This window comes from Aeromicrobium sp. 10G20-16 (assembly GCF_055809665.1).
The window spans coordinates 2,766,905-2,785,682 of record NZ_CM147919.1 but is presented as its reverse complement, the minus strand read 5'-3'; the positions used below and the strand labels follow the sequence as shown (position 1 = coordinate 2,785,682).

Here is an 18,778-nt window from a genome sequence, read left to right as displayed (position 1 = left end):
ATCGTAGATCAGCGGTTGCGCCAGATCGGCTGCCGCTTCTCGACGAACGCCATCACTCCCTCCATCGAGTCCTGGCTGACCAGCAGCTGGTCCAGCGCATCGGTCTCGTGCCGGACGGCGTCGACCTCGTCGGCGATGTGGCGGGTGTCCTCGATCGCCTGCAGCGACAGCCGCACCGACGTCGGTGAGACCGCGACGATCTCGGCGGCCAGCTCGCGTGCCGTCTGCAGGGCGGCGCCGGGCGGCGCGACCCGCGTGACCAGGCCCCACCGGGCGGCCTCGGCGACGTCCATGGACCGGCCGGTGAGCACCAGCTCGTGCGCGACGGCCGGTGGGATGCGGCGCGGCAGCCGCACGACACCGCCTGCGGCGGCGAACAGCCCCACCTTGACCTCGGGCAGCGCGAACCGTGCGGCCCGCTCGTCGGCGACCACGAGGTGGCAGGCGAGCACGATCTCGAACCCGCCGCCGTAGGCGATGCCGTTGATGGCCGCGATGACCGGCTTGGTCATGCGGCGCGCGGTCAGGCCACCGAACCCGCTGTCCGGTTCCCACGGGAAGGTGCCACCGGCGGTGGCGCCGAGGTCGTTGCCGGCGCAGAACGCCTTGTCGCCCGCGCCGGTGACGATGGCCACCCACAGCTCGGGGTCGGCCTCGAAGGAGTCGAAGACGTGGGCCAGCTCCAGGTGGGCGTCGACGTGCAGCGCGTTGCGCACGTCGGGTCGCTGGATCGTCACCTCGAGCACTCGTCCGTCGCGGCGCACCGAGACGTGCTGGTAGTCGTCGCGCAGGCCCCGCGCCGGAGTCGGCGCCAGCTCCTCGGCACGCTCGGGCGTCAGGGCGACGCGGTTGCCGTAGCCGTACGACCGCACCCACAGCCGGGTGCCGAGCGGCTCGGTGTCGCCGGTGAGGACCGCGAGGATCTCTCCGTCGTCGTCGAACGGGTTGGCCAGGAAGCGCGACCCGTCGGACTCGAGGCGCCCCACGACCACGACAGCGTCACCGCGGCGTCCGGACGCGACCGTGTAGGACTCGATGGTCGCCCATCCGTGCGGGCGTGCGGCCACGGGCGCCGGCTCGACCCGGTCGACCTCGCGCTGCGCGTCGCCGCTGTCCGCGCCCGGCCACGGCGCGGGAGCCGCTGCGTAGACGCCGGCCGAGTACTTGGACGCGATGCCGCCGTTCGCCCCGACCAGGACGGTGTCGCCCGAGCGAGCCCGTGCGACCGCCTCGACGATCGCATGGGTCGAGTAGTTGTTGCCGGGACCGCCGAAGTACGGCAGACCACCGGTGAGGGTGAGACCTCGCGGATCGTCTGCCTCGAGGCCGAAGGCGTCGGCCACCATGGCGACCGCGATCGGGAAGCAGCTGTAGAGGTCCATCGCGTCGACGTCGTCGATGCCGACACCCGCCTGGCGGAGGGCTTGCCCGACCGCGGCGACGGCCGCCGGCGAGGAGCCCAGGTCGGGCCGCTCCAGCAGAGTCTTCTCCACGAGGTCGGCGTGGCCGTGCAGGTGCACCCACCGGTCCTCCGGCACACCGAGCCGACGGGCGGCGCCGGCCGTCATCAGCAGCACCGCGGCACCCTGGTTGACCAGGTCGCGCGCGACCAGGCTGCGCGGGTACGGGTCGGCCACCATGCGGTTGTCATCGGTGACGGCGGCGAGGTCGTCGGCGTCGCGGGCGGCGGGTGCGGCCGCGAACGGGTTGGCGGCCGCCACGTGCGTGAACGGGGCGAACAGCCGCCCCATCTGCGCGCGGTACGTGGCGCGGTCCAGCCCCAGCCGGGCGCGGCGGGCGTGCTCGAGCAGCGCGTACTGGCTCGGGGCGTCCATCAGACCGTGTCGCACCTGGGTCAGCGTCGTGACGCCCCGCAGCCCGAAGCCGCGATCCTCCAGCTGCCCGCCCGGGTCCTCGCTCCAGTCGGGCTGGTCGTCGCCGCGCAGGTGCCGGACGGTCGACATCGCCTCTCCCCCGACGATCAGCGCGACCTCGGACCGGCCGGCGACCATCTCGTCGCCCAGCTCCGCGACCAGGGCCTGGGGGCTCTGCCCACCCACGACCTCCAGGATCGCCCGCGCGGGGTCGGCCCCGATCCGTTGCCCGATCGAGCGCGGCACGTTGGCCGAGCAGCCGAACGGCGGGAACGAGATCGGCGTGGACACCTCGAACTGTCGGATCGCCGCGATGGTGTCGATCTGGTCGCCGTCGACGCCCGCGTCGGCGAGGGCGAGCCGCGCGGCCTCCGCGGCGATCTCGACCGGCGACCATCGGTGGTAGCCCGGGGCATCGATCGGGTCGGCCACCTGGCCCACCCCGACGATCACGGGCGTGCGGTCGTCCAGCTGGTCACTCATGACCCTGACAGTATCGCTGGCACGATCCCTCCCGTGTGCCAGTGACGAGCTCTGCGAGGAACGTGCCCTTCGGCGAGACCACCGCAAGCCCGTCGGCTGACGTCCGCCTCGGCCTCCGGCCTCACAGTCGCTGCGCTCCCTGGCGAACGAATCCGCTCGCCAGTGACGAGCTCTGCGAGGAACGTGCCCTTCGGCGCTGGCGCGCCTCACGCTCGCAGGCTCGCTAGGGCCCGGGAGCGCCAGCGACCGAGGCGAACGCAACCGCAAGCCCGTCGGCTGACGTCCGCCTCGGGCTCCGCCCTCACGGTCGCTGCGCTCCCTGGCGAACAGCACCTTGTGCTCCCGGTGGGGCTCGAACCCACACTGTGACGATTTTAAGTCGTCCGCCTCTGCCAATTGGGCTACGGGAGCAGCCTTCAGCGTAGTGCTGGCTACAGTCCGACCATGGCCTTCGACGCAGTGAGACCGACGGCAGGCGAGGTGGCTGCGGTGCTGGCGGGCGACGAGATCGTGCCCGATGCCAACGTCGTGATGGACCGCGCGTTCACCGTCGACGCCAGCGCCGACGAGGTGTGGCCGTGGTTCGAGCAGCTCGGCAAGCAGCGCGCGGGGTGGTACTTCCCGCGTGCCGTCGAACGTGCCATCCCCCGCCCACGACGCGGCCTGTGGCACCTCGATCCGTCGCTCTCGCTGGCCGTGGGTGACGTCATCCCCGACTGGGGCGGTGCCGACGCCACCTTCACCGTGAGCAGGCTGGAGCGGCCCCACACACTGGTGCACACCAGCCGGCGCGGCCGCGTCCGCCTGTCGTGGGCGATCGTGCTGACCGAGACGTCCGGGAGCACCCGCGTGCACCTGCGGCTGCGCCTCGGCGGCGTGAAGCACCACCGGGTGGCCGCCGTGGCCGGCGGATTCTTCGACTGGGTGACGATCCTCGGACTCGCCGCCGGACTACGTCAGCGAGTCGCTAGCCGACGATGAGCGGCTTGAGCGGGTGGATGGCCGGCGGGACCGCCAGCTCCGAGCCCAGCACCGCGAGCGCGTTCTGGATGTGCTCGGTCTCCATGTGCTTGTCGAGGTCGGAGGGGTCGTTCCACTCCTCGACGGTGATGAACGTGCCCGGCTCGGCGAGCGACTCGGACAGGTCGTAGGAGATGTTTCCCTCCTCGGCGCGGGTGGGTTCGACCAGGTTCTGCATGGCCTCGCGCACCGCGTCCTCCGATCCGGGCTTGGCGGTGATGACGGCGACGGTGTGGATGCTCATGCTCGCGACGGTAGACCCGATCGGGGTCAGGCGCGCGTCAGGTGCGCACGACCACGTCCTCCGGCTCATCGCCCGCCAGCAGGTGTTCTACCTGGCGCCGCACCACCCGCTCGACCCGCGGACGCATGGCACTGGACCGTCCCCCGACGTGCGGCGAGATCAGCACGCCCGGCGTGGCCCACAGCGGGTGATCGGACGGCAGCGGCTCGGGATCGGTCACGTCAGCGGCGAACCGGATGCGACCGTCGGCACGCACGACGGCGTCGCTGTCGACCACCTTGCCGCGCGCCACGTTGACCACCAGGGCGTCGTCGGGCAGCGCGGCGAGGAAGTCGTCGTCGACGAGTCCGGCGGTGTCGTCGGTGAGCGGCACGGCCACGATCACGACGTCGACGGTCGGCAGCAGGTCGGGCAGCTCACCGGTGGCGTGCACGTGTCCACGCTCGTCGTCGCGGGCCGTGCTGGCGACCCGCACCAGCTCGCAGTCGAAGCCGTCGAGCCGCTTGGCCAGCTCCTCGCCGATGCCACCGACACCCAGGAGCATGACGCGCCGGTCGATCAGGCTGGCGGTGAACCGCGGCTCCCACTCCCCCTCGGGCATGGCCCTCGCGAAGTCGTCGACCTGACGCTGCGACGCCAGCGCGAGCGCGATCGCCAGCTCGGCCGTCGACGCCTCGTGCACGCCCACCGCGTTGGCGTACGCGCCCCCCGGCGGCAGCGCCTCGGCGACGCCGTCGTACCCGAGCGCCTGCGACTGGATCAGTCCGATGCGCGAGGTGTCGTAGTCGCGCAGGGCGTCGCTGGCCAGCGTGTAGGGCCGCAGCACCAGGTCGAGATGGCCGTCGGGCTGCGGCGACTCGGCGTCCCACACCACGATCTCGACGCGGTCGGTCAGGTCAGCCAGGGTCTCGGTCCACGAGTCGTCGGGAACGCTGATGCGCAGATCGCTCATGGCTCGATCATGCACCCGCCCGGGTTGGCACAATGACGGGCATGAGCACTCACGCGGCCGACCGCCACGACCTCATCCGCGTCGTCGGGGCGCGCGAGAACAACCTGCGCGACGTCAGCGTCGAGATCCCCAAGCGACGCCTCACCGCCTTCACCGGCGTGTCCGGATCGGGCAAGAGCTCGCTGGTGTTCGCCACGATCGCCGCCGAGAGCCAGCGGATGATCAACGAGACCTACAGCGCGTTCGTGCAGGGCTTCATGCCCACGTTGGCCCGCCCGGACGTCGACGTGCTCGAGGGCCTGACCACCGCGATCATCGTTGACCAGGAGCGCATGGGCTCCAACCCGCGCTCCACCGTCGGCACCGCCACCGACACCAACGCGATGCTGCGCATCCTGTTCAGCCGGCTCGGCGAGCCACACATCGGCGGACCGAACGCGTTCAGCTTCAACCTCGCCACCGTCAGCGCATCGGGTGCGATGACGGTCGACCGGGGCGAGAAGACCCAGGCGGAGAAGGTGACGTTCAACCGCCAGGGCGGCATGTGCGGCCGCTGCGAGGGACGCGGCGCCGTCACGGACTTCGACCTGTCGGCCCTGATGGACGAAAGCAAGTCCATCAACGACGGCGCCATCACGGTGCCGGGCATGAGCATGAACGGCTGGCAGGGCCGCATCTGGCGCGGCTGCGGGTTCTTCGACCCCGACAAGCCCATCGCGACGTTCACCAAGAAGCAGCGCCACGACCTGCTCTACAAGGAGGCCACCAAGATCAAGGTCGAGGGCATCAACCTCACCTACCTGGGGCTGATCCCGCAGATCCAGAAGTCGATGCTGGCCAAGGACGTCGACGCCATGCAGCCGCACGTGCGCGCGTTCGTGGAGCGCGTGGTGACGTTCCAGACCTGCCCAGACTGCGACGGGACCCGACTCAACGACGACGCGCGATCGTCCAAGGTCGCCGGCATCAGCATCGCCGACGCCTGCGCCATGCAGATCAGCGACCTCGCCGCCTGGGTCCACGATCTCGACGCACCCTCGGTCGCTCCCCTGCTGGCGGCGTTGGGCGAGACGCTCGACTCGTTCGTCGAGATCGGCCTCGGCTACCTGTCGCTGGATCGCCCCGCGGGCACCCTGTCCGGCGGCGAGGCGCAGCGCACCAAGATGATCCGCCACCTCGGCTCGGCCCTCACCGACGTCACCTACGTGTTCGACGAGCCCACCATCGGCCTGCACCCGCACGACATCGAGCGCATGAACGCCCTGCTGCTGCAGCTGCGCGACAAGGGCAACACCGTGCTGGTCGTGGAGCACAAGCCGGAGACCATCACCATCGCCGACCACGTCGTCGACCTCGGCCCCCGGGCGGGCAGCGAGGGCGGCGAGGTCGTGTTCGAGGGGACGGTCGACCAGCTGCGCGCCGCCGACACCCTCACCGGACACCACCTCGACGACCGGGCCACCCTCAAGGACTCCGTGCGGGAGGCCACCGGCGCGCTGGAGATCCGCGGCGCGAGCACCCACAACCTCGCCGACGTCGACGTCGACATCCCGCTCGGCGTCCTCACGGTCGTGACCGGGGTCGCCGGTTCCGGAAAGAGCTCGCTGATCACCGGATCGGTGGTCGATCGCGACGGCGTCGTGGCGGTGGACCAGTCGCCCATCAAGGGCTCGCGGCGCAGCAACCCGGCCACCTACACAGGCCTGCTCGACCCGATCCGCTCGGCGTTCGCCAAGGCCAACGGCGTCAAGCCCGGCCTGTTCAGCGCCAACTCCGACGGCGCGTGCCCGGCGTGCAACGGCGCCGGGGTCATATACTCCGACCTCGCGATGATGGCGGGCGTCGCATCGACGTGCGACGAGTGCGAGGGGCGCCGCTTCCAGGCCGAGGTGCTGGAGTACACCTTCGGCGGACGCAACATCGCCGACGTGCTCGCGATGTCGGTCGACGAGGCGACGGCGTTCTTCTCTGACGGCGATGCGAAGGTCCCCGCCGCCCACAAGGTGCTGGTGCGCCTCAGCGACGTGGGGCTGGGCTACCTCAAGATCGGCCAGCCGCTGACCACCCTGTCCGGCGGCGAACGCCAACGTCTCAAGCTCGCGGTGCAGATGGCCGGCGCCGGCGACGTCTACGTGCTCGACGAGCCCACCACGGGACTGCACCTGGCCGACGTCGAGTCGCTGCTCGGCCTGCTGGACCGACTCGTCGACGCCGGCACCACGGTCATCGTCATCGAGCACCACCAGGCCGTCATGGCCCACGCCGACTGGATCATCGACCTCGGCCCCGGCGCCGGCCACGACGGCGGTCGCGTCGTGTTCGAGGGCATCCCCGCCGACCTGGTTGCCGACGCCTCGACGCTCACCGGCCAGCACCTGGCTGCGTACGTGGCTCCTCTTGGCTGAGAGTTGGAGACCGTCTGCGGCGCACAGACAAGAGTTGGCAGACTTCGGCCATGGGAGCGAAGGACCGAGGTCCGCGAGCACAGCCGAACCAGCAGGCCGAGCTGGAACGCGACCTCCTTCGAGCATTTCGTTGGCGCGGTGACCGGACCGACGACAGCTTCATCGCTGACCCCACAGGGTGGTGGGCTGATCACACGATCATCGAGCGACTCGGGGAAGCACTGGCCAACCTCTTCAGCGAAGAGGTTCCGACCGTGGTGCTCGGGCCGCAGTCACGAGGAGCCCTCCTCGGCGCTCTGGTCGCAGCTCATCTTGGAGTGGGACTCGTGGAAGTCCGCAAGGACCCCAGGCCCTTGGCGGACAGCGATCGCTGGCTCGTAGCTCGAACACCTCCGGACTACCGGGACAGGAACCTGCTCCTGGGCGCGAGAAAGGAGCATCTCGCGGCGGGGCAGCGTGTGCTCCTGGTCGACGACTGGATTCAGACCGGAGGACAGGCGCTGGGAGCGCAGGCCATCGTGAAGCAGTCGCGAGCAACCTGGTGTGGCGCTGCGGTCGTCGTTGACGGGTTGATCGACAGCAGACTCCGCCGAGATCTCGGGGTCAGGGGCCTTCTGAACGTGCGCGATCTCTAGTTCTCAGCCGTGTGCAGGTGGCCGGAGTAGGGCGGTCAAGGCTGTCGATCGGAGCTCGCCCAGGTCAACGTACTGGCGGCCGCCGGAGGCACGAACGGGGACTCCAGGAACTGTTGTCCACACCGTGATTGCAGCCTGAACCGAGTGTCAGTGGTGGCGTCTAGGTTGGTGGTATGAGCAGCAACGGGGGCATCGGGGTGGGTCGGTTGACCGCGCTGGCTCGTGCGCGTGCTCGTGCCGAAGCGGCGGAGATCGAGGGCATGATCGCCTACCGGAATGGCGAGCTGGAGCGGATCGGCCGGTTGGAGCGGCCGTTGCAGCGCCAGCTCGAAGCCGCGGCGATCGGCCTCGACATCGGTCAGGCCATGGGGTTGTCCGAAGCCCAGGTCCACGGCCGGTTGGCCACGGCTGACCGGGTCCGTGAACACACCCCGATGGTGTGGTTGGCGTTCCGTGACGGGCGGATCAACGAGCACCGGGTTCGTGAGATCGCCACCACTCTGGCCGTTCTGCAACGGCCCGAGTCGTACCTGCGGCTCGACCAGTCTGTCGTCACCTACGCCAAGACCCACACCACCACGGAGCTGCGGCGGTGGTTGCGGCGATTCGTCGAACGCGTCGAAACAGACCTCGCACTGGAGCGTGCCGAGCGGGCGCGGCAGGAGCGGCGGGTCGAGATCCGCCACGGCGACGACACCATGTCGACCCTGTACGCGGTCCTGCCGTCGCTGCAGGCAGCCGCGATCGCCAAGAGGCTCCATGCCGAAGCCAAGGCGATGGGTGCTGACGACCCCCGCACCCTTCCCCAACGCGAAGCCGACCTGCTCGCCGCGTGGATGACCACCAACGAGTCAGGCCACGCGTCTGTTCATGCCCAGATCGCCGTGAAACTTCCCTCCGAGTCGTTCACCGGCGCCAGTGACGGATTCGCCGAAGCCGCCGACGGCTCCTGGTCAGCACCCACCAGCTGGACCCTCGATCCGAACCTGATCGCCAACCCTGTCTGGCACCGCCTGATCATCGACCCGATCACCGAGGACGTCCTGGCCCACCACTACGTCGGCCGCCTCGCCCCCGACACCCTCAAGCACGCCATCGGCTTCCGCGACGGCGTCTGCCAAGCACCCGGATGTCTGATCCCAGCCGACCGGTGCGACAGCGACCACCGACAACCCTGGCCCGACGGACCAACCGCGGGCACCAACATGTGGCCACTGTGCAGACGCCACCACACCCTCAAAGGACACCAGATCCTCCAATGGGTCCTGCCCTCCGGCCACACCACCACCGCCGAACCCACCCACCGACAACCACCGGCACCACCACCCTCGAGGGTCGAGCACCAGCTCGCCCAGATGCTCGTCCAACACTGACGGCTGCCTAGTCGGGCTGACCGAAGGTGCCCGCCAGGTCCTGGGTCGAGCTGCCGTCCTGGACCCGCAGGAAGAAGTCCGGCACGAAGCCGGGCATCTGCTCGCGCCCCAGCCCCGGCTGGGTGAACGACGTCACCAGAGCGGCGCCCTCGGCAGCCGTCAGGTGGTTGGCGTACAGCGCAGGGCCCTGCCGCCCCTCCAGTGCGAAGTCGGCGTCGGGATGACGCACCGCTGCCTCGATCACGGCCTGCACCACGGCCGGGGTGACCATGGACGGGACGTCGGTGATCTTCAGCCGTCCGTCCGGGTCGGACAGGTCGCCCCCGTCCGCCCACAGGTCGGTGCCGCGCACGGCCTTGAGCACCGGGCCGGCCGAGGCGACGTCGGTCGCGGTGACGTACGCCCACCCCTGCGCCGTCGCGACCCGCTCCACCTGCGGCAGGTCGGCCACCTCACGCGCAGCGCGGACATCGGCAGCCGCCGAGGTGAGCACCTGCGGCACCAGCTCGACCTGCACATCTGCCTGGGTCACGTGCGCGGTCCACGGCACGCCACCCATCGAGTCGAGCACCGTCCGACGCGTGGCGGTCGCCGCGTCGGCGAGGTCGTCGGTCGACGCGTCGTCGCCCAGCACCACCGTGACGTCGACGTTCCAGTCATCGGGCTCCCCCGGCTCGGCCGTTCCGGCCTGGTCGACGGGGGTCTCCCCCACCTCGACCTCGACGACGCCCGGCAGGGCTCCCAGCTCGGTGCGGAACTGCTCGGTGAATGATCGCGGCGACGACGCGGTGTCCGCGCCGGCACATCCCGCCAGCAGGGCTCCGGCGAGGACGACGACGGCCGCGCGGATCAGACCGCTCCCCAGACGATCCCGTCGAGGATGTCCTGCTCGCTGACGATCATCTGGTCCGTGGCCAGCGGGATCAGCTCGAGCAACCGGTCCAGGATCAGCGCCCCGGCGCCGATCACGTCGGCGCGCCCCGGGTGCATGTACGGCAGGTCGCGGCGGTCCAGCACCGACATCTGGGCCAGCGACAGGCAGGCGGCGCGCACCTCGTCGACCGACAGCCGGGCCTGGTGCAGCGCCTCGGGGTCGTACGAGGGCAGGGCCAGCGCGTGCGCGGCCACCGTGGTGATGGTGCCCGCGACCCCCACGAACGACTCGACCGGCGCGATGTCGCGCACCACGGGCGCGATCACCGTGTCGAGATGGGACATGCACGCGGTCAGCTCCGCCACCGGGGGCGGGTCGCTGGACAAGAAGCGCTCGGTCAGCCGCACCGAACCGATGTCGAGGGACACCGCCGACTCGAGGTCGACCCCCGCGTCCGTGCGGGTGCCGACCACGATCTCGGTGGAGCCGCCCCCGATGTCGATCACCAGGGTGCGCCCGGCGGCCAGCTCCCGCGTGGCACCGACGAACGACGCCTCGGCCTCTGCCTCGCCGGCCAGCACCTCCAGGCGGACCCCGAGCACCGACTCGACGGCGTCGGCGAACTCCTCGGCGTTGTCGGCGTCGCGGACGGCCGACGTGGCGCAGAACCGCACCGTCTGCGCGCCGAAGGTGGCGATCAGCTCGGCGTACTCGCGACAGACCGACATGGTGCGCTCGATGGCGGCGTCCGCCAGGTGATGAGTCCGATCGACATCCTCACCCAGCCGGACGACGCGCATCTCACGCAACACGTCGGTCTTGTGGTCGCCGGTCACGTCGCTGACCAGCAGGCGGATCGAGTTGGTACCACAGTCGATCGCCGCCACCCGGGCGCGCGTGTCAGGCATGGACCCGACCCTACCGACTGCTCAGGTCGTGCTCATCTCGGCCACGGGCGTCGGCGCGTGGTCGTCGATCATCGACTGCTCGTCGAACGGGTTGTCGCCGGCGAGCGTGCGGTCCAGGACCTCCCGATCCAGCGTGCCGGTCCAGGACGCCACGAGGACCGTGGCGACCGCGTTGCCCGCGAAGTTCGTCACGGCGCGCGCCTCCGACATGAAGCGGTCGATGCCCACGATCAGGCCGACGCCGTCGAGCAGCTCGGGCCGGTGCGAGCTGAGGCCACCGGCCAGGGTCGCGAGGCCGGCGCCGGTGACGCCCGCAGCGCCCTTGGACGCGATCATCATGAACAGCAGCAGCGAGATCTGCTCGCCGATCGAGAGCGGGGCACCCGACGCCTCGGCGATGAACAGCGACGCCATCGTCAGGTAGATCATCGTGCCGTCGAGGTTGAACGAGTATCCGGTCGGCACCACCACACCGACCGTCTGCTTGGCGACACCGACGTGCTCCATCTTGGCGATCAGTCGCGGCAGCGCCGACTCCGACGACGACGTCGACACGATCAGCAGGAACTCGCGGCCCAGGTACTTCAGCAGCGAGAAGACGTTGATGCCGGTGGCGACGCGCAGGATCGTGCCCAGGACCACGAACACGAACAGGGCACACGTCAGGTAGAAGGCCAGCATGATCATGCCGAGCGCCTTGAGCGCGTCGACGCCGGTCTGTCCGACGACACCGGCGATGGCGCCGAACGCGCCGACCGGTGCGGCCCACATGATCATCGCGAGGACGCGGAACACCAGCTTCTGCAGGTGACCGACGCCCCGCAGGACCGGCGCGCCCGCCGAGCCCATCGACTGCAGCGCGAAGCCGACCAGCAGCGCGACGATCAGCGTCTGCAGCACCTCACCGGACGTCAGCCCCGACACCAGCGTGTCCGGGATGATGCCGAGGATGAAGTCCGTGGTGGACGTGGCCTCGCCCGACACCTGGGCCGAGCCGAGCCCGGCCACGTCCGGCGTGATCCGCAGGCCGTCTCCGGGCTTGATCAGGTTGCCGACCACCAGCCCGATGGACAGCGCGACGAACGACATCGTCACGAAGTAGCCGAGCGCCAGACCGCCGACCCGACCGACCTGGGAGGCCTGCGCCACCGATCCGACACCCATCACGAGGGTGCAGAAGATCACCGGCGCGATCATCATCTTGATCAGCGCGACGAACCCGGTGCCGAGCGGCTTGAGCTGGACGGCGAAGTCGGGGAAGACCAGTCCGACGACGATGCCGGCGAAGACGGCGCCGATCACCGCCATGTAGAGGTAGTGGGTGCGGTCCTTGCGGACCACGGGTGATGCTGTGGACATGGCTGCTCCTGGCAACTGGTCGGGATGAGGGACGACTCAGCATCGGACCGCAGGTGACCGGCGCCACAGTTTCGTTCACAGAGTTCGTGACCACCGTCACACCACGCCGCCGGTAGGAGACAATGCCGTCATGCACCTGCGCGAGAGGACCGTGGCTCGGCAGATGCTCGTCTGGCAGGTCATCGTGGTGCTGGTCCTGGTCGCCGGAGGCATCACGCTGGCCTGGCTCGACGCTCGCAGCGACAGCCTCGCCACCGCACGCGACCGGGCGCTGGACGTGTCGCTGGCCGTGGCGGCCTCGCCCACCGTCGGGTCGGCTCTGCTGTCCGCCGACCCGACCACGGTGCTGCAGCCCTACGCCGAGCGGGTCAGACGCGACACCAACACCGACTTCGTCGTGGTGATGAGCACCGACGGCATCCGGTACTCGCACCCCAATCCCGACGTCATCGGCCAACGGTTCATCGGCAACATCGCCGAGGCTCGCGCCGGCAAGGACTTCACCGAGCGCTACACCGGCACGCTCGGCCCCTCGGTACGGGCGGTCGTGCCGGTCGAGGTCGACGGGCGCATCCAGGGCCTGGTGTCGGTGGGCATCACCACGCAGAAGGTCGACAGCCAGGTCATCGCCGCCTTGCCGCGCATCATCGTCGCAGCGCTGGGCGCCGGAGCGATCGGTGTGCTCGGTGCGTACCTGGTCAGCCGTCGCCTCCGCCGGCAGACCCACGGGCTCGGCGAGGCCGAGATCACCCGGATGTACGAGTACTACGACGCCGTGCTGCGGGCCGTGCGCGAAGGACTGCTGCTGATCGACACCACGGGGCGGGTGACGATGACCAACGACGAGGCGGCGCGACTGCTCGACCTGCCCGACAGCACCGCGGCCGAGGGCCGGCACGTCGGCGACCTCGGTCTCGAGCCGGACCTCGCTCGCGCGCTGGCCGCCGCCGGCCCACTGGTCGACGACGTGCGGGTGGTGGGCGACCGAGTCCTGGTGGTCAACCACACCGCCGCCACCTGGGAGGGCCGCACGGTGGGCTCCGTGGTCACCCTGCGCGACCGCACCGAGCTGCAGAGCGTCACCACCGAGCTCGACACCGTGCAGGGCCTCGCCGACGCGTTGCGCGCGCAGAACCACGAAGCGGCCAACCAGCTGCACACGATGGTGTCGCTGATCGAGATCGGGCGCGCCGACGACGCCGTGGCGTTCGCCACCAGCGAGCTCGACCTCGCCCGCCACCTCACCGACCAGATGGTCGACTCCCTCGACGAACCCCTGCTCGCGGCCGTCCTCCTGGGCAAGTCGGCGCTCGCCGCCGAGCGCGGCGTCGCCCTGTCGCTCGGCCCGACCACCTCGGTGAGCGGACTCATGCTGACGCCCCACGAGACGGTCACCGTCGTCGGCAACCTGATCGACAACGCCATCGACGCCGCCCAGACCTCGGAGGCCAAGCAGGTCGTGGTCACGCTCATCTCGACCGACACGACGTTCAGGTTGCAGGTCGAGGACAGCGGCCCGGGGGTGCCGGAGCCGGATCGCTCCCGGGTGTTCGACCGGGGTTGGTCGACCAAGCCGGACGACACCGGTACCGGTCGCGGGGTCGGCCTGTCGCTCGTCGGCCAGGTCGTGCGACGCCACGTCGGCGAGGCGTCGGTCGGTGACAGCGACCTCGGCGGCGCGCGGCTCGACGTCAGGATCGGAGCAGACCGGTGACCGTGCGGGTGCTCGTCGTCGAGGACGAGCAGATCGCAGCGGAGGCGCACCGCACCTACGTCGAACGGATCCCCGGCTTCGCGGTGTGCGGGGTGGCGCGCTCCTTCCAGGAGGCCGTGCGCATCCTCGGGTCCACCGACGTCGATCTCGTCCTGCTCGACATGCACCTGCCCGACGGGCACGGGATGGACCTGCTGCGCCAGCTGCGGGCCCTCGGTCGGCCGATCGACGTCGTCGCGGTGACCTCGGCCCGCGACGTCGACGTCGTGCGCACGGCGGCGACTCTCGGGGTGGTCGCCTACCTGCTGAAACCGTTCACCTTCGTGATGCTGCGCGCCAAGCTCGAGCAGTACCGCGCCTACCGGGACTCCCTGCCCACCGAGAACGTCGACCAGGAGTCCGTCGACGCGGTGTTCGAGGCGATGCGCCCGGGGCCGTCGGCAGCAGCCCTGCCGAAGGGCCTGAGCGTCGAGACCCTGGAGGCCGTGCGCGCTGCTCTGGCCGACTCGGACCTTCACCTCAGCGCCGGCGAGGTGGGCACGTTGATCGGGGCCTCACGCGTCACCGCGAGGCGATACCTGGAGCACCTGGCCGAGACGGGGGCGCTGGTGCGCACCACCCGCTACGGCGGTTCCGGGCGCCCCCAGGTCGAGTACCGACGCGTCAGTCGTTGACCGGCGGCGCGCACGACGACGTGCCCCACCAGTCGCCCAGCAGCGCGATGGTCTCGTCGCCCAGCGGGTTGGCGCCGGGGCCCTTGGCCAGCGAGTGCGCGACCAGCACGTGCAGGCACTTGACCCGGGTGGGCATCCCGCCAGCGGAGATCCCGTCGATCTCCGGCACGTGCGCGATCGCCTCGCGCTCGGCCAGGTACTGCTCGTGGGACCGGGCGTACGCAGCGGCCAGCTCGTCGTCCTCGGTGAGACGCTCGCTCATCTCGCGCATCAGACCGGAGGCCTCGAGGGTGCCGATCTCACCGGCGAGACGCGGGCAGGTGAGGTAGAACGTCGTCGGGAACGGCGTGCCGTCGGGCAGACGCGGTTCGGTCTTGACCACGTTGGGGTGGCCGGACGGGCAGCGCGAGACCACCTCGAGGACTCCTCGGGCGGGGCGACCGAGCTGCTCGGCGAGCTGCTCGAGGTCGGCTGAGTCGACCGTCACGGGTTCTCCAGCACCTTGCCGGACTCGTCCTTGGGCGCGACGTCGGCCTCCGGTTTGCCGGCCGTCGTGACGCTGCCCCAGAGCTTGTCGTACCACTGGTCCGGCGACGCCTCGGTGGGAGCGTCGAGGGTCGGCACCTCACCGCGGACCTCTCCGTCGCTGCCGATGACGCGGTACCCGACCTCGCCGGGCATGACCCACCCGAACCGCTCGCGGGCCTGCTGCTTGATGAACGCCGGATCGTCGAAACGACGCTTCTGGTCCTCCAGCTCGGCGATCTGGCGCTTGAGCTGGACCCGCTCGGCCTGGCTGGTCGAGATGTCCTGACGTGCACTCCACCAGGCCCGGAACGTGGCCGTGTAGGACCCGATGAGCAGCAGCACCACGCTGATCAGCACCACCGCACGCGTGGTGATCTGCGGGCCGGACCCGGTGGCGCCGCGATTGCTGCCACCGGCGGCCGTGCCCTTGGGCGCTCCGGTGCGGGGCGCACGCGTGGTCCGAGGGCGCCCCGAAGGGCGCTCCCTGTCGTGGTCCCGGCCGCGGGGCGAACGCGAAGCCATCGCGCTCAGATCGACAGACGCGGGAAGGCGGACGCGCCGGCATAGGACGCGGCGCCGCCCAGCAGCTCCTCGATGCGCAGCAGCTGGTTGTACTTGGCGACGCGGTCCGACCGCGCCGGCGCACCGGTCTTGATCTGACCGCAGTTGGTGGCCACGGCGAGATCGGCGATCGTGACGTCCTCGGTCTCGCCCGAACGGTGGCTCATCATGCAGCTGAAGCCGTGGCGGTGCGCGAGGTCGACCGAGTCGAGGGTCTCGGTCAACGAGCCGATCTGGTTCACCTTGACCAGCAGGGCGTTGGCAGCACCCTCGGAGATGCCGCGGGTGAGTCGCTCGACGTTGGTGACGAACAGGTCGTCGCCCACGATCTGCACGTCGTCACCGATGGTCTCGGTGAGCGTGGTCCAGCCGGCCCAGTCGTCCTCGTCGAGCGGGTCCTCGATGGACACGATCGGGAAGTCGGCCGCCAGCTGGGCGTAGTAGGCCGACATCTCCTCGGCAGACTTCTGCTGGCCCTCGAAGGAGTAGCTGCCGTCCTCGAAGAACTCCGAGGCCGCGACGTCCAGGGCCATGGCGATGTCGGTGCCGACGGTCAGGCCGGCCTTCTCGACCGCCACCGAGATCAGCTCGAGCGCGGCGCGGTTGGAGTCCAGGTTGGGGGCGAAGCCGCCCTCGTCGCCGAGGCCGGTGGACAGGCCCTGCTCGTTGAGCACCGACTTGAGCGCGTGGTAGACCTCGGCGCCCTGCTGCAACGCCTCGGAGAACGTGCTCGCACCGATGGGCGCGATCATGAACTCCTGGATGTCGACGTTGGAGTCGGCGTGCGAACCGCCGTTGAGGATGTTCATCATCGGCACCGGCAGCACGTGCGCGTTGGGGCCGCCCACGTAGCGGAACAACGGCAGGCGAGCCGAGTCGGCCGACGCCTTGGCGACCGCGAGCGAGACGCCGAGGATGGCGTTGGCGCCCAGCTTGGCCTTGTTGGGGGTGCCGTCGAGGTCGAGCATGATCTGGTCGACCACGCGCTGCTCGTCGGCGTCGACGCCGACCAGCGCGGGACCGATCGTCTTGTTGACGCCACCGACGGCCTTGAGCACGCCCTTGCCGAGGTAGCGCTTGCCACCGTCACGCAGCTCGACGGCCTCGAAGGCACCGGTCGACGCGCCGGAGGGGACTGCTGCGCGACCGATGGTGCCGTCGCTCAGCGCGACCTCGACCTCGACGGTGGGGTTGCCGCGCGAATCGAGGATCTCTCGTGCGCCGACGGCTTCGATGCGTGCCACTGGGACTCCTGGAGTACGGGGGTGGGGGTCGAAGGCCAACTCTAGTGCGCCACGGGTGGCAGATCGCGCACGCGTCGGCGGAGCGCCGCCTCGGGATCGATGCCGGCCGCACGCGCCTCCGCCACCAGTGCGAGCAGGCGGTCCGCGATGTCGTCACCGGCCGCGATGGCGGGGTCGCCGAGGCGGCCGAGCACCTTGTCTGCGTACGCCAGCGCGGGCAGCGTCGTGGCGATGCCGTCGTGCACACTGGCGCGCGGCCTCTCCTCGGCCTTGACCCGCTGCCACGCTGCGTCGATCTCGTCCGGCGTGCGGGCGTCGCCGTCGGCGAAGACGTGGGGGTTGCGGCGCACGAGCTTGGCCGTGAGCGACGCAGCGACCGCGTCGAGGTCGAAGCCGTCGGGCTCGTCAGCGGCGATCCGGGCGTGGAACACCACCTGCAGCAGCAGGTCGCCGAGCTCGTCGCGCAGCTCGTCGAGGCCCGCGCGGTCGCGCTCGAGGTCAGCGATCGCGTCGAGGGTCTCGTGCGCCTCCTCCAGCAGGTAGCGAGCCAGGGAGGCGTGGGTCTGCTGCGCCGTCCACGGGCACTCGCGCCGCAGCCGGTCCATCACGGCCACCAGCTCGTCCAGCGCCGGCCGGTCGGTCACGACACCACCGTCACGCTCGGCAGGCCAGCGGACCGGGAAGCTCCTCGGGAAGGGGGGCGTCGAAGTCGACCGGGGCCACCGACAGCGAGCCGATGCTGTCGTTGGGCTCGCCCGACCTGGACAGCCCGAGTCGCGGCGCGAACCGCACGTCGTGCCTGGGGAACGCGGCCAGCACGATCGCCCGGCCGGAGTCGGCCAGCTGGGCGGTGTTCTCCGGGGTGACGGTGACCGCAGCGTCGTTGCCGCCGATCACCGCGAGGAGGTTGTACAGGTCCTGGGCCCGCCCGAGGGTCTCGGCGATGTGCGGCGCCCGCGAGGCACCGAACACGGCGGCGATCGGCTTGGTGTCGGGCCGGGTGGGAGACGGGAGCGTCAGCCCCTTCTCGTCCGCGATGTCGCGAGCGACCTTCTCGAGCACGAGGTCGGTGACGGCCTGACGGCGGATGTCGGCGTTGTCGATGGCCTTGACTCCCTGCGTCTGCTCGGCCTGCCGGACGGTCAGCTCGCAGTACACCGCAGCGGTGTCGTCGAGGGTCGACATCGAGATGACGGTGTCGTCGACGGTGGCGGCGGCACCGGGCGTGACGGCGCCGCAGGCGGACAACGCGAGGGCCGTGGTGGCGAGGACGCAGACGCGAAGTGGACTCACGGCCCCATCGTAGACACGGCCCCCGCCGGCCCGTCAGCCGTGGCAGGCTGACCCCCATGATCCGACGACGCTTCGCCCGTACCGTGATCCGACTCATGGGCTACCGCATGGTCGGCGAGGTGCCGCAGACCGGGCTGCTGGTCGGCGCACCCCACACCTCCAACTGGGACTTCGCCACGATGCTGCTGGTGATGTGGCACGACGGCGCCCACCCCCGTGTCTTGGTCAAGAAGCAGCTGTTCGTCGGACCTCTCGGCTGGCTGCTGCGGGCCCTCGGCGGCGTGCCGCTGGACCGTGACAACCCCGGACCCCTGATCCGCGAGCTGGTCGCGGAGTCGACGGCCGGGAAGCCGCTGCGCCTGATCCTCGCGGCCGAGGGGACGCGGTCGAAGGGCACCTACTGGAAGTCGGGCTTCCTGCGGCTGTCGAAGTCCACCGGGCTGCCGATCACGCTGGCGTTCTTCGACCCGCCCACCAGGACGATGGGCTTCGGGCCCACGTTCCACGCTACCGACGACGTCGTCGCCGACATGGACATCGTGCGGGAGTTCTTCGCCGACAAGCACGGCATCCGCCCCAAGAACGCCACTCCTCCGCTGCTGCGCGAGGAGGAGGCGGCCTCCTAGGAGGCAGCTCT

The 18,778-nt window shown here is 70.5% G+C and carries 18 protein-coding genes and 1 tRNA gene; 7 read left to right on the top strand and 12 right to left on the bottom strand.

Annotated elements, in window-relative coordinates; genetic code table 11:
• Window positions 1-8 precede the first annotated feature (8 nt).
• Together AC0L5F_RS14235 and AC0L5F_RS14230 are read right to left on the bottom strand one after the other, a co-directional pair.
• Window positions 9-2,357 (bottom strand): acetyl-CoA acetyltransferase, encoded by a 2,349-nt coding sequence (locus AC0L5F_RS14235; RefSeq protein ID WP_473314062.1) that lies wholly within the window; start codon window positions 2,355-2,357, stop codon window positions 9-11.
• A 337-nt stretch (window positions 2,358-2,694) separates the two neighbouring features.
• Window positions 2,695-2,768, bottom strand: a tRNA-Leu gene (locus tag AC0L5F_RS14230).
• Window positions 2,769-2,801: 33 nt separating this feature from the next.
• Here AC0L5F_RS14230 and AC0L5F_RS14225 point away from each other — a divergent pair.
• Complete coding sequence (locus tag AC0L5F_RS14225; RefSeq protein ID WP_473314061.1) at window positions 2,802-3,338, top strand: hypothetical protein; 537 nt, start codon at window positions 2,802-2,804, stop codon at window positions 3,336-3,338.
• Here the strand turns inward: AC0L5F_RS14225 and AC0L5F_RS14220 are convergent.
• The gene (locus AC0L5F_RS14220) at window positions 3,325-3,621 is read right to left on the bottom strand and encodes a putative quinol monooxygenase (protein WP_473314060.1); all 297 of its coding nucleotides are present in this window, start codon (window positions 3,619-3,621) and stop codon (window positions 3,325-3,327) included. The two genes, AC0L5F_RS14225 and AC0L5F_RS14220, sit on opposite strands and share 14 nt — an antisense overlap.
• A 37-nt stretch (window positions 3,622-3,658) precedes the next feature.
• Complete coding sequence (locus AC0L5F_RS14215; RefSeq protein WP_473314059.1) at window positions 3,659-4,573, bottom strand: NAD(P)-dependent oxidoreductase; 915 nt, start codon at window positions 4,571-4,573, stop codon at window positions 3,659-3,661.
• A 41-nt stretch (window positions 4,574-4,614) separates the two neighbouring features.
• On the opposite strand from AC0L5F_RS14215, the gene AC0L5F_RS14210 reads away from it, so the two are divergent.
• From AC0L5F_RS14210 to AC0L5F_RS14200, 3 genes are all read left to right on the top strand, one after another.
• The gene (locus AC0L5F_RS14210) at window positions 4,615-6,978 is read left to right on the top strand and encodes an ATP-binding cassette domain-containing protein (RefSeq protein WP_473314058.1); all 2,364 of its coding nucleotides are present in this window, start codon (window positions 4,615-4,617) and stop codon (window positions 6,976-6,978) included.
• A 50-nt stretch (window positions 6,979-7,028) separates the two neighbouring features.
• Window positions 7,029-7,613 carry a phosphoribosyltransferase family protein gene (locus AC0L5F_RS14205; protein WP_473314057.1) on the top strand — a complete coding sequence of 195 codons (585 nt, stop codon included), beginning with the start codon at window positions 7,029-7,031 and terminating at the stop codon, window positions 7,611-7,613.
• Window positions 7,614-7,786: 173 nt separating this feature from the next.
• Window positions 7,787-8,986, top strand: coding sequence for an HNH endonuclease signature motif containing protein (locus AC0L5F_RS14200; protein ID WP_473314056.1), 1,200 nt, complete (start codon window positions 7,787-7,789; stop codon window positions 8,984-8,986).
• Between the two features lie 7 nt (window positions 8,987-8,993).
• On the opposite strand, the gene AC0L5F_RS14195 is transcribed toward AC0L5F_RS14200, so the two are convergent.
• The 3 genes from AC0L5F_RS14195 to AC0L5F_RS14185 form a co-directional block, all read right to left on the bottom strand.
• Complete coding sequence (locus AC0L5F_RS14195) at window positions 8,994-9,698, bottom strand: hypothetical protein (protein ID WP_473314054.1); 705 nt, start codon at window positions 9,696-9,698, stop codon at window positions 8,994-8,996.
• A 137-nt stretch (window positions 9,699-9,835) separates the two neighbouring features.
• The gene (locus tag AC0L5F_RS14190; RefSeq protein ID WP_473314053.1) at window positions 9,836-10,768 is read right to left on the bottom strand and encodes a Ppx/GppA phosphatase family protein; all 933 of its coding nucleotides are present in this window, start codon (window positions 10,766-10,768) and stop codon (window positions 9,836-9,838) included.
• Between the two features lie 21 nt (window positions 10,769-10,789).
• Entirely contained in the window at window positions 10,790-12,127 is a 1,338-nt protein-coding gene (locus AC0L5F_RS14185) for a cation:dicarboxylate symporter family transporter (RefSeq protein ID WP_473314052.1), read from the bottom strand.
• A gap of 130 nt (window positions 12,128-12,257) precedes the next feature.
• On the opposite strand from AC0L5F_RS14185, the gene AC0L5F_RS14180 reads away from it, so the two are divergent.
• Window positions 12,258-13,841: a sensor histidine kinase gene (locus AC0L5F_RS14180; protein ID WP_473314051.1), complete on the top strand. Its 1,584-nt coding sequence runs from the start codon at window positions 12,258-12,260 to the stop codon at window positions 13,839-13,841.
• Entirely contained in the window at window positions 13,838-14,515 is a 678-nt protein-coding gene (locus AC0L5F_RS14175; protein WP_473314050.1) for a response regulator, read from the top strand. The genes AC0L5F_RS14180 and AC0L5F_RS14175 overlap by 4 nt, the downstream gene beginning before the upstream one ends.
• Here AC0L5F_RS14175 and AC0L5F_RS14170 read toward each other — a convergent pair.
• Genes AC0L5F_RS14170 through AC0L5F_RS14150 form a run of 5 tightly spaced genes read right to left on the bottom strand, consistent with a single transcriptional unit; the run spans window position 14,505 to window position 18,141 of the window.
• Entirely contained in the window at window positions 14,505-15,002 is a 498-nt protein-coding gene (locus tag AC0L5F_RS14170; RefSeq protein ID WP_473314049.1) for a DUF501 domain-containing protein, read from the bottom strand. The genes AC0L5F_RS14175 and AC0L5F_RS14170 overlap by 11 nt on opposite strands.
• Window positions 14,999-15,565 carry an FtsB family cell division protein gene (locus AC0L5F_RS14165; RefSeq protein ID WP_473314048.1) on the bottom strand — a complete coding sequence of 189 codons (567 nt, stop codon included), beginning with the start codon at window positions 15,563-15,565 and terminating at the stop codon, window positions 14,999-15,001. Before AC0L5F_RS14165 ends, AC0L5F_RS14170 begins: the two co-directional genes overlap by 4 nt.
• Window positions 15,566-15,570: 5 nt before the next feature.
• On the bottom strand, window positions 15,571-16,848 hold the full coding sequence (gene eno / locus AC0L5F_RS14160; protein WP_473314047.1) for a phosphopyruvate hydratase: 1,278 nt from the start codon (window positions 16,846-16,848) through the stop codon (window positions 15,571-15,573).
• A gap of 41 nt (window positions 16,849-16,889) precedes the next feature.
• Window positions 16,890-17,492: a nucleoside triphosphate pyrophosphohydrolase gene (locus AC0L5F_RS14155; RefSeq protein ID WP_473314046.1), complete on the bottom strand. Its 603-nt coding sequence runs from the start codon at window positions 17,490-17,492 to the stop codon at window positions 16,890-16,892.
• A 10-nt stretch (window positions 17,493-17,502) separates the two neighbouring features.
• Window positions 17,503-18,141, bottom strand: coding sequence for a SurA N-terminal domain-containing protein (locus tag AC0L5F_RS14150; RefSeq protein WP_473314045.1), 639 nt, complete (start codon window positions 18,139-18,141; stop codon window positions 17,503-17,505).
• A 56-nt stretch (window positions 18,142-18,197) separates the two neighbouring features.
• On the opposite strand from AC0L5F_RS14150, the gene AC0L5F_RS14145 reads away from it, so the two are divergent.
• Window positions 18,198-18,767, top strand: coding sequence for a 1-acyl-sn-glycerol-3-phosphate acyltransferase (locus tag AC0L5F_RS14145; RefSeq protein ID WP_473316199.1), 570 nt, complete (start codon window positions 18,198-18,200; stop codon window positions 18,765-18,767).
• The last annotated feature ends 11 nt before the right edge of the window (window positions 18,768-18,778 follow it).

What these genes read in the sequence shown, in the direction of transcription:
- AC0L5F_RS14145 (WP_473316199.1), top strand. Translation starts at nt 18,198, where the DNA reads ATGATCCGACGACGCTTCGCCCGTACCGTGATCCGACTCATGGGCTAC.
- AC0L5F_RS14205 (WP_473314057.1), top strand. Translation starts at nt 7,029, where the DNA reads ATGGGAGCGAAGGACCGAGGTCCGCGAGCACAGCCGAACCAGCAGGCC.
- AC0L5F_RS14210 (WP_473314058.1), top strand. Translation starts at nt 4,615, where the DNA reads ATGAGCACTCACGCGGCCGACCGCCACGACCTCATCCGCGTCGTCGGG.
- AC0L5F_RS14235 (WP_473314062.1), bottom strand. Translation starts at nt 2,357, where the DNA reads ATGAGTGACCAGCTGGACGACCGCACGCCCGTGATCGTCGGGGTGGGC.
- AC0L5F_RS14180 (WP_473314051.1), top strand. Translation starts at nt 12,258, where the DNA reads ATGCACCTGCGCGAGAGGACCGTGGCTCGGCAGATGCTCGTCTGGCAG.
- AC0L5F_RS14215 (WP_473314059.1), bottom strand. Translation starts at nt 4,573, where the DNA reads ATGAGCGATCTGCGCATCAGCGTTCCCGACGACTCGTGGACCGAGACC.
- AC0L5F_RS14200 (WP_473314056.1), top strand. Translation starts at nt 7,787, where the DNA reads ATGAGCAGCAACGGGGGCATCGGGGTGGGTCGGTTGACCGCGCTGGCT.
- AC0L5F_RS14225 (WP_473314061.1), top strand. Translation starts at nt 2,802, where the DNA reads ATGGCCTTCGACGCAGTGAGACCGACGGCAGGCGAGGTGGCTGCGGTG.
- AC0L5F_RS14185 (WP_473314052.1), bottom strand. Translation starts at nt 12,127, where the DNA reads ATGTCCACAGCATCACCCGTGGTCCGCAAGGACCGCACCCACTACCTC.
- AC0L5F_RS14220 (WP_473314060.1), bottom strand. Translation starts at nt 3,621, where the DNA reads ATGAGCATCCACACCGTCGCCGTCATCACCGCCAAGCCCGGATCGGAG.
- AC0L5F_RS14165 (WP_473314048.1), bottom strand. Translation starts at nt 15,565, where the DNA reads ATGGCTTCGCGTTCGCCCCGCGGCCGGGACCACGACAGGGAGCGCCCT.
- AC0L5F_RS14190 (WP_473314053.1), bottom strand. Translation starts at nt 10,768, where the DNA reads ATGCCTGACACGCGCGCCCGGGTGGCGGCGATCGACTGTGGTACCAAC.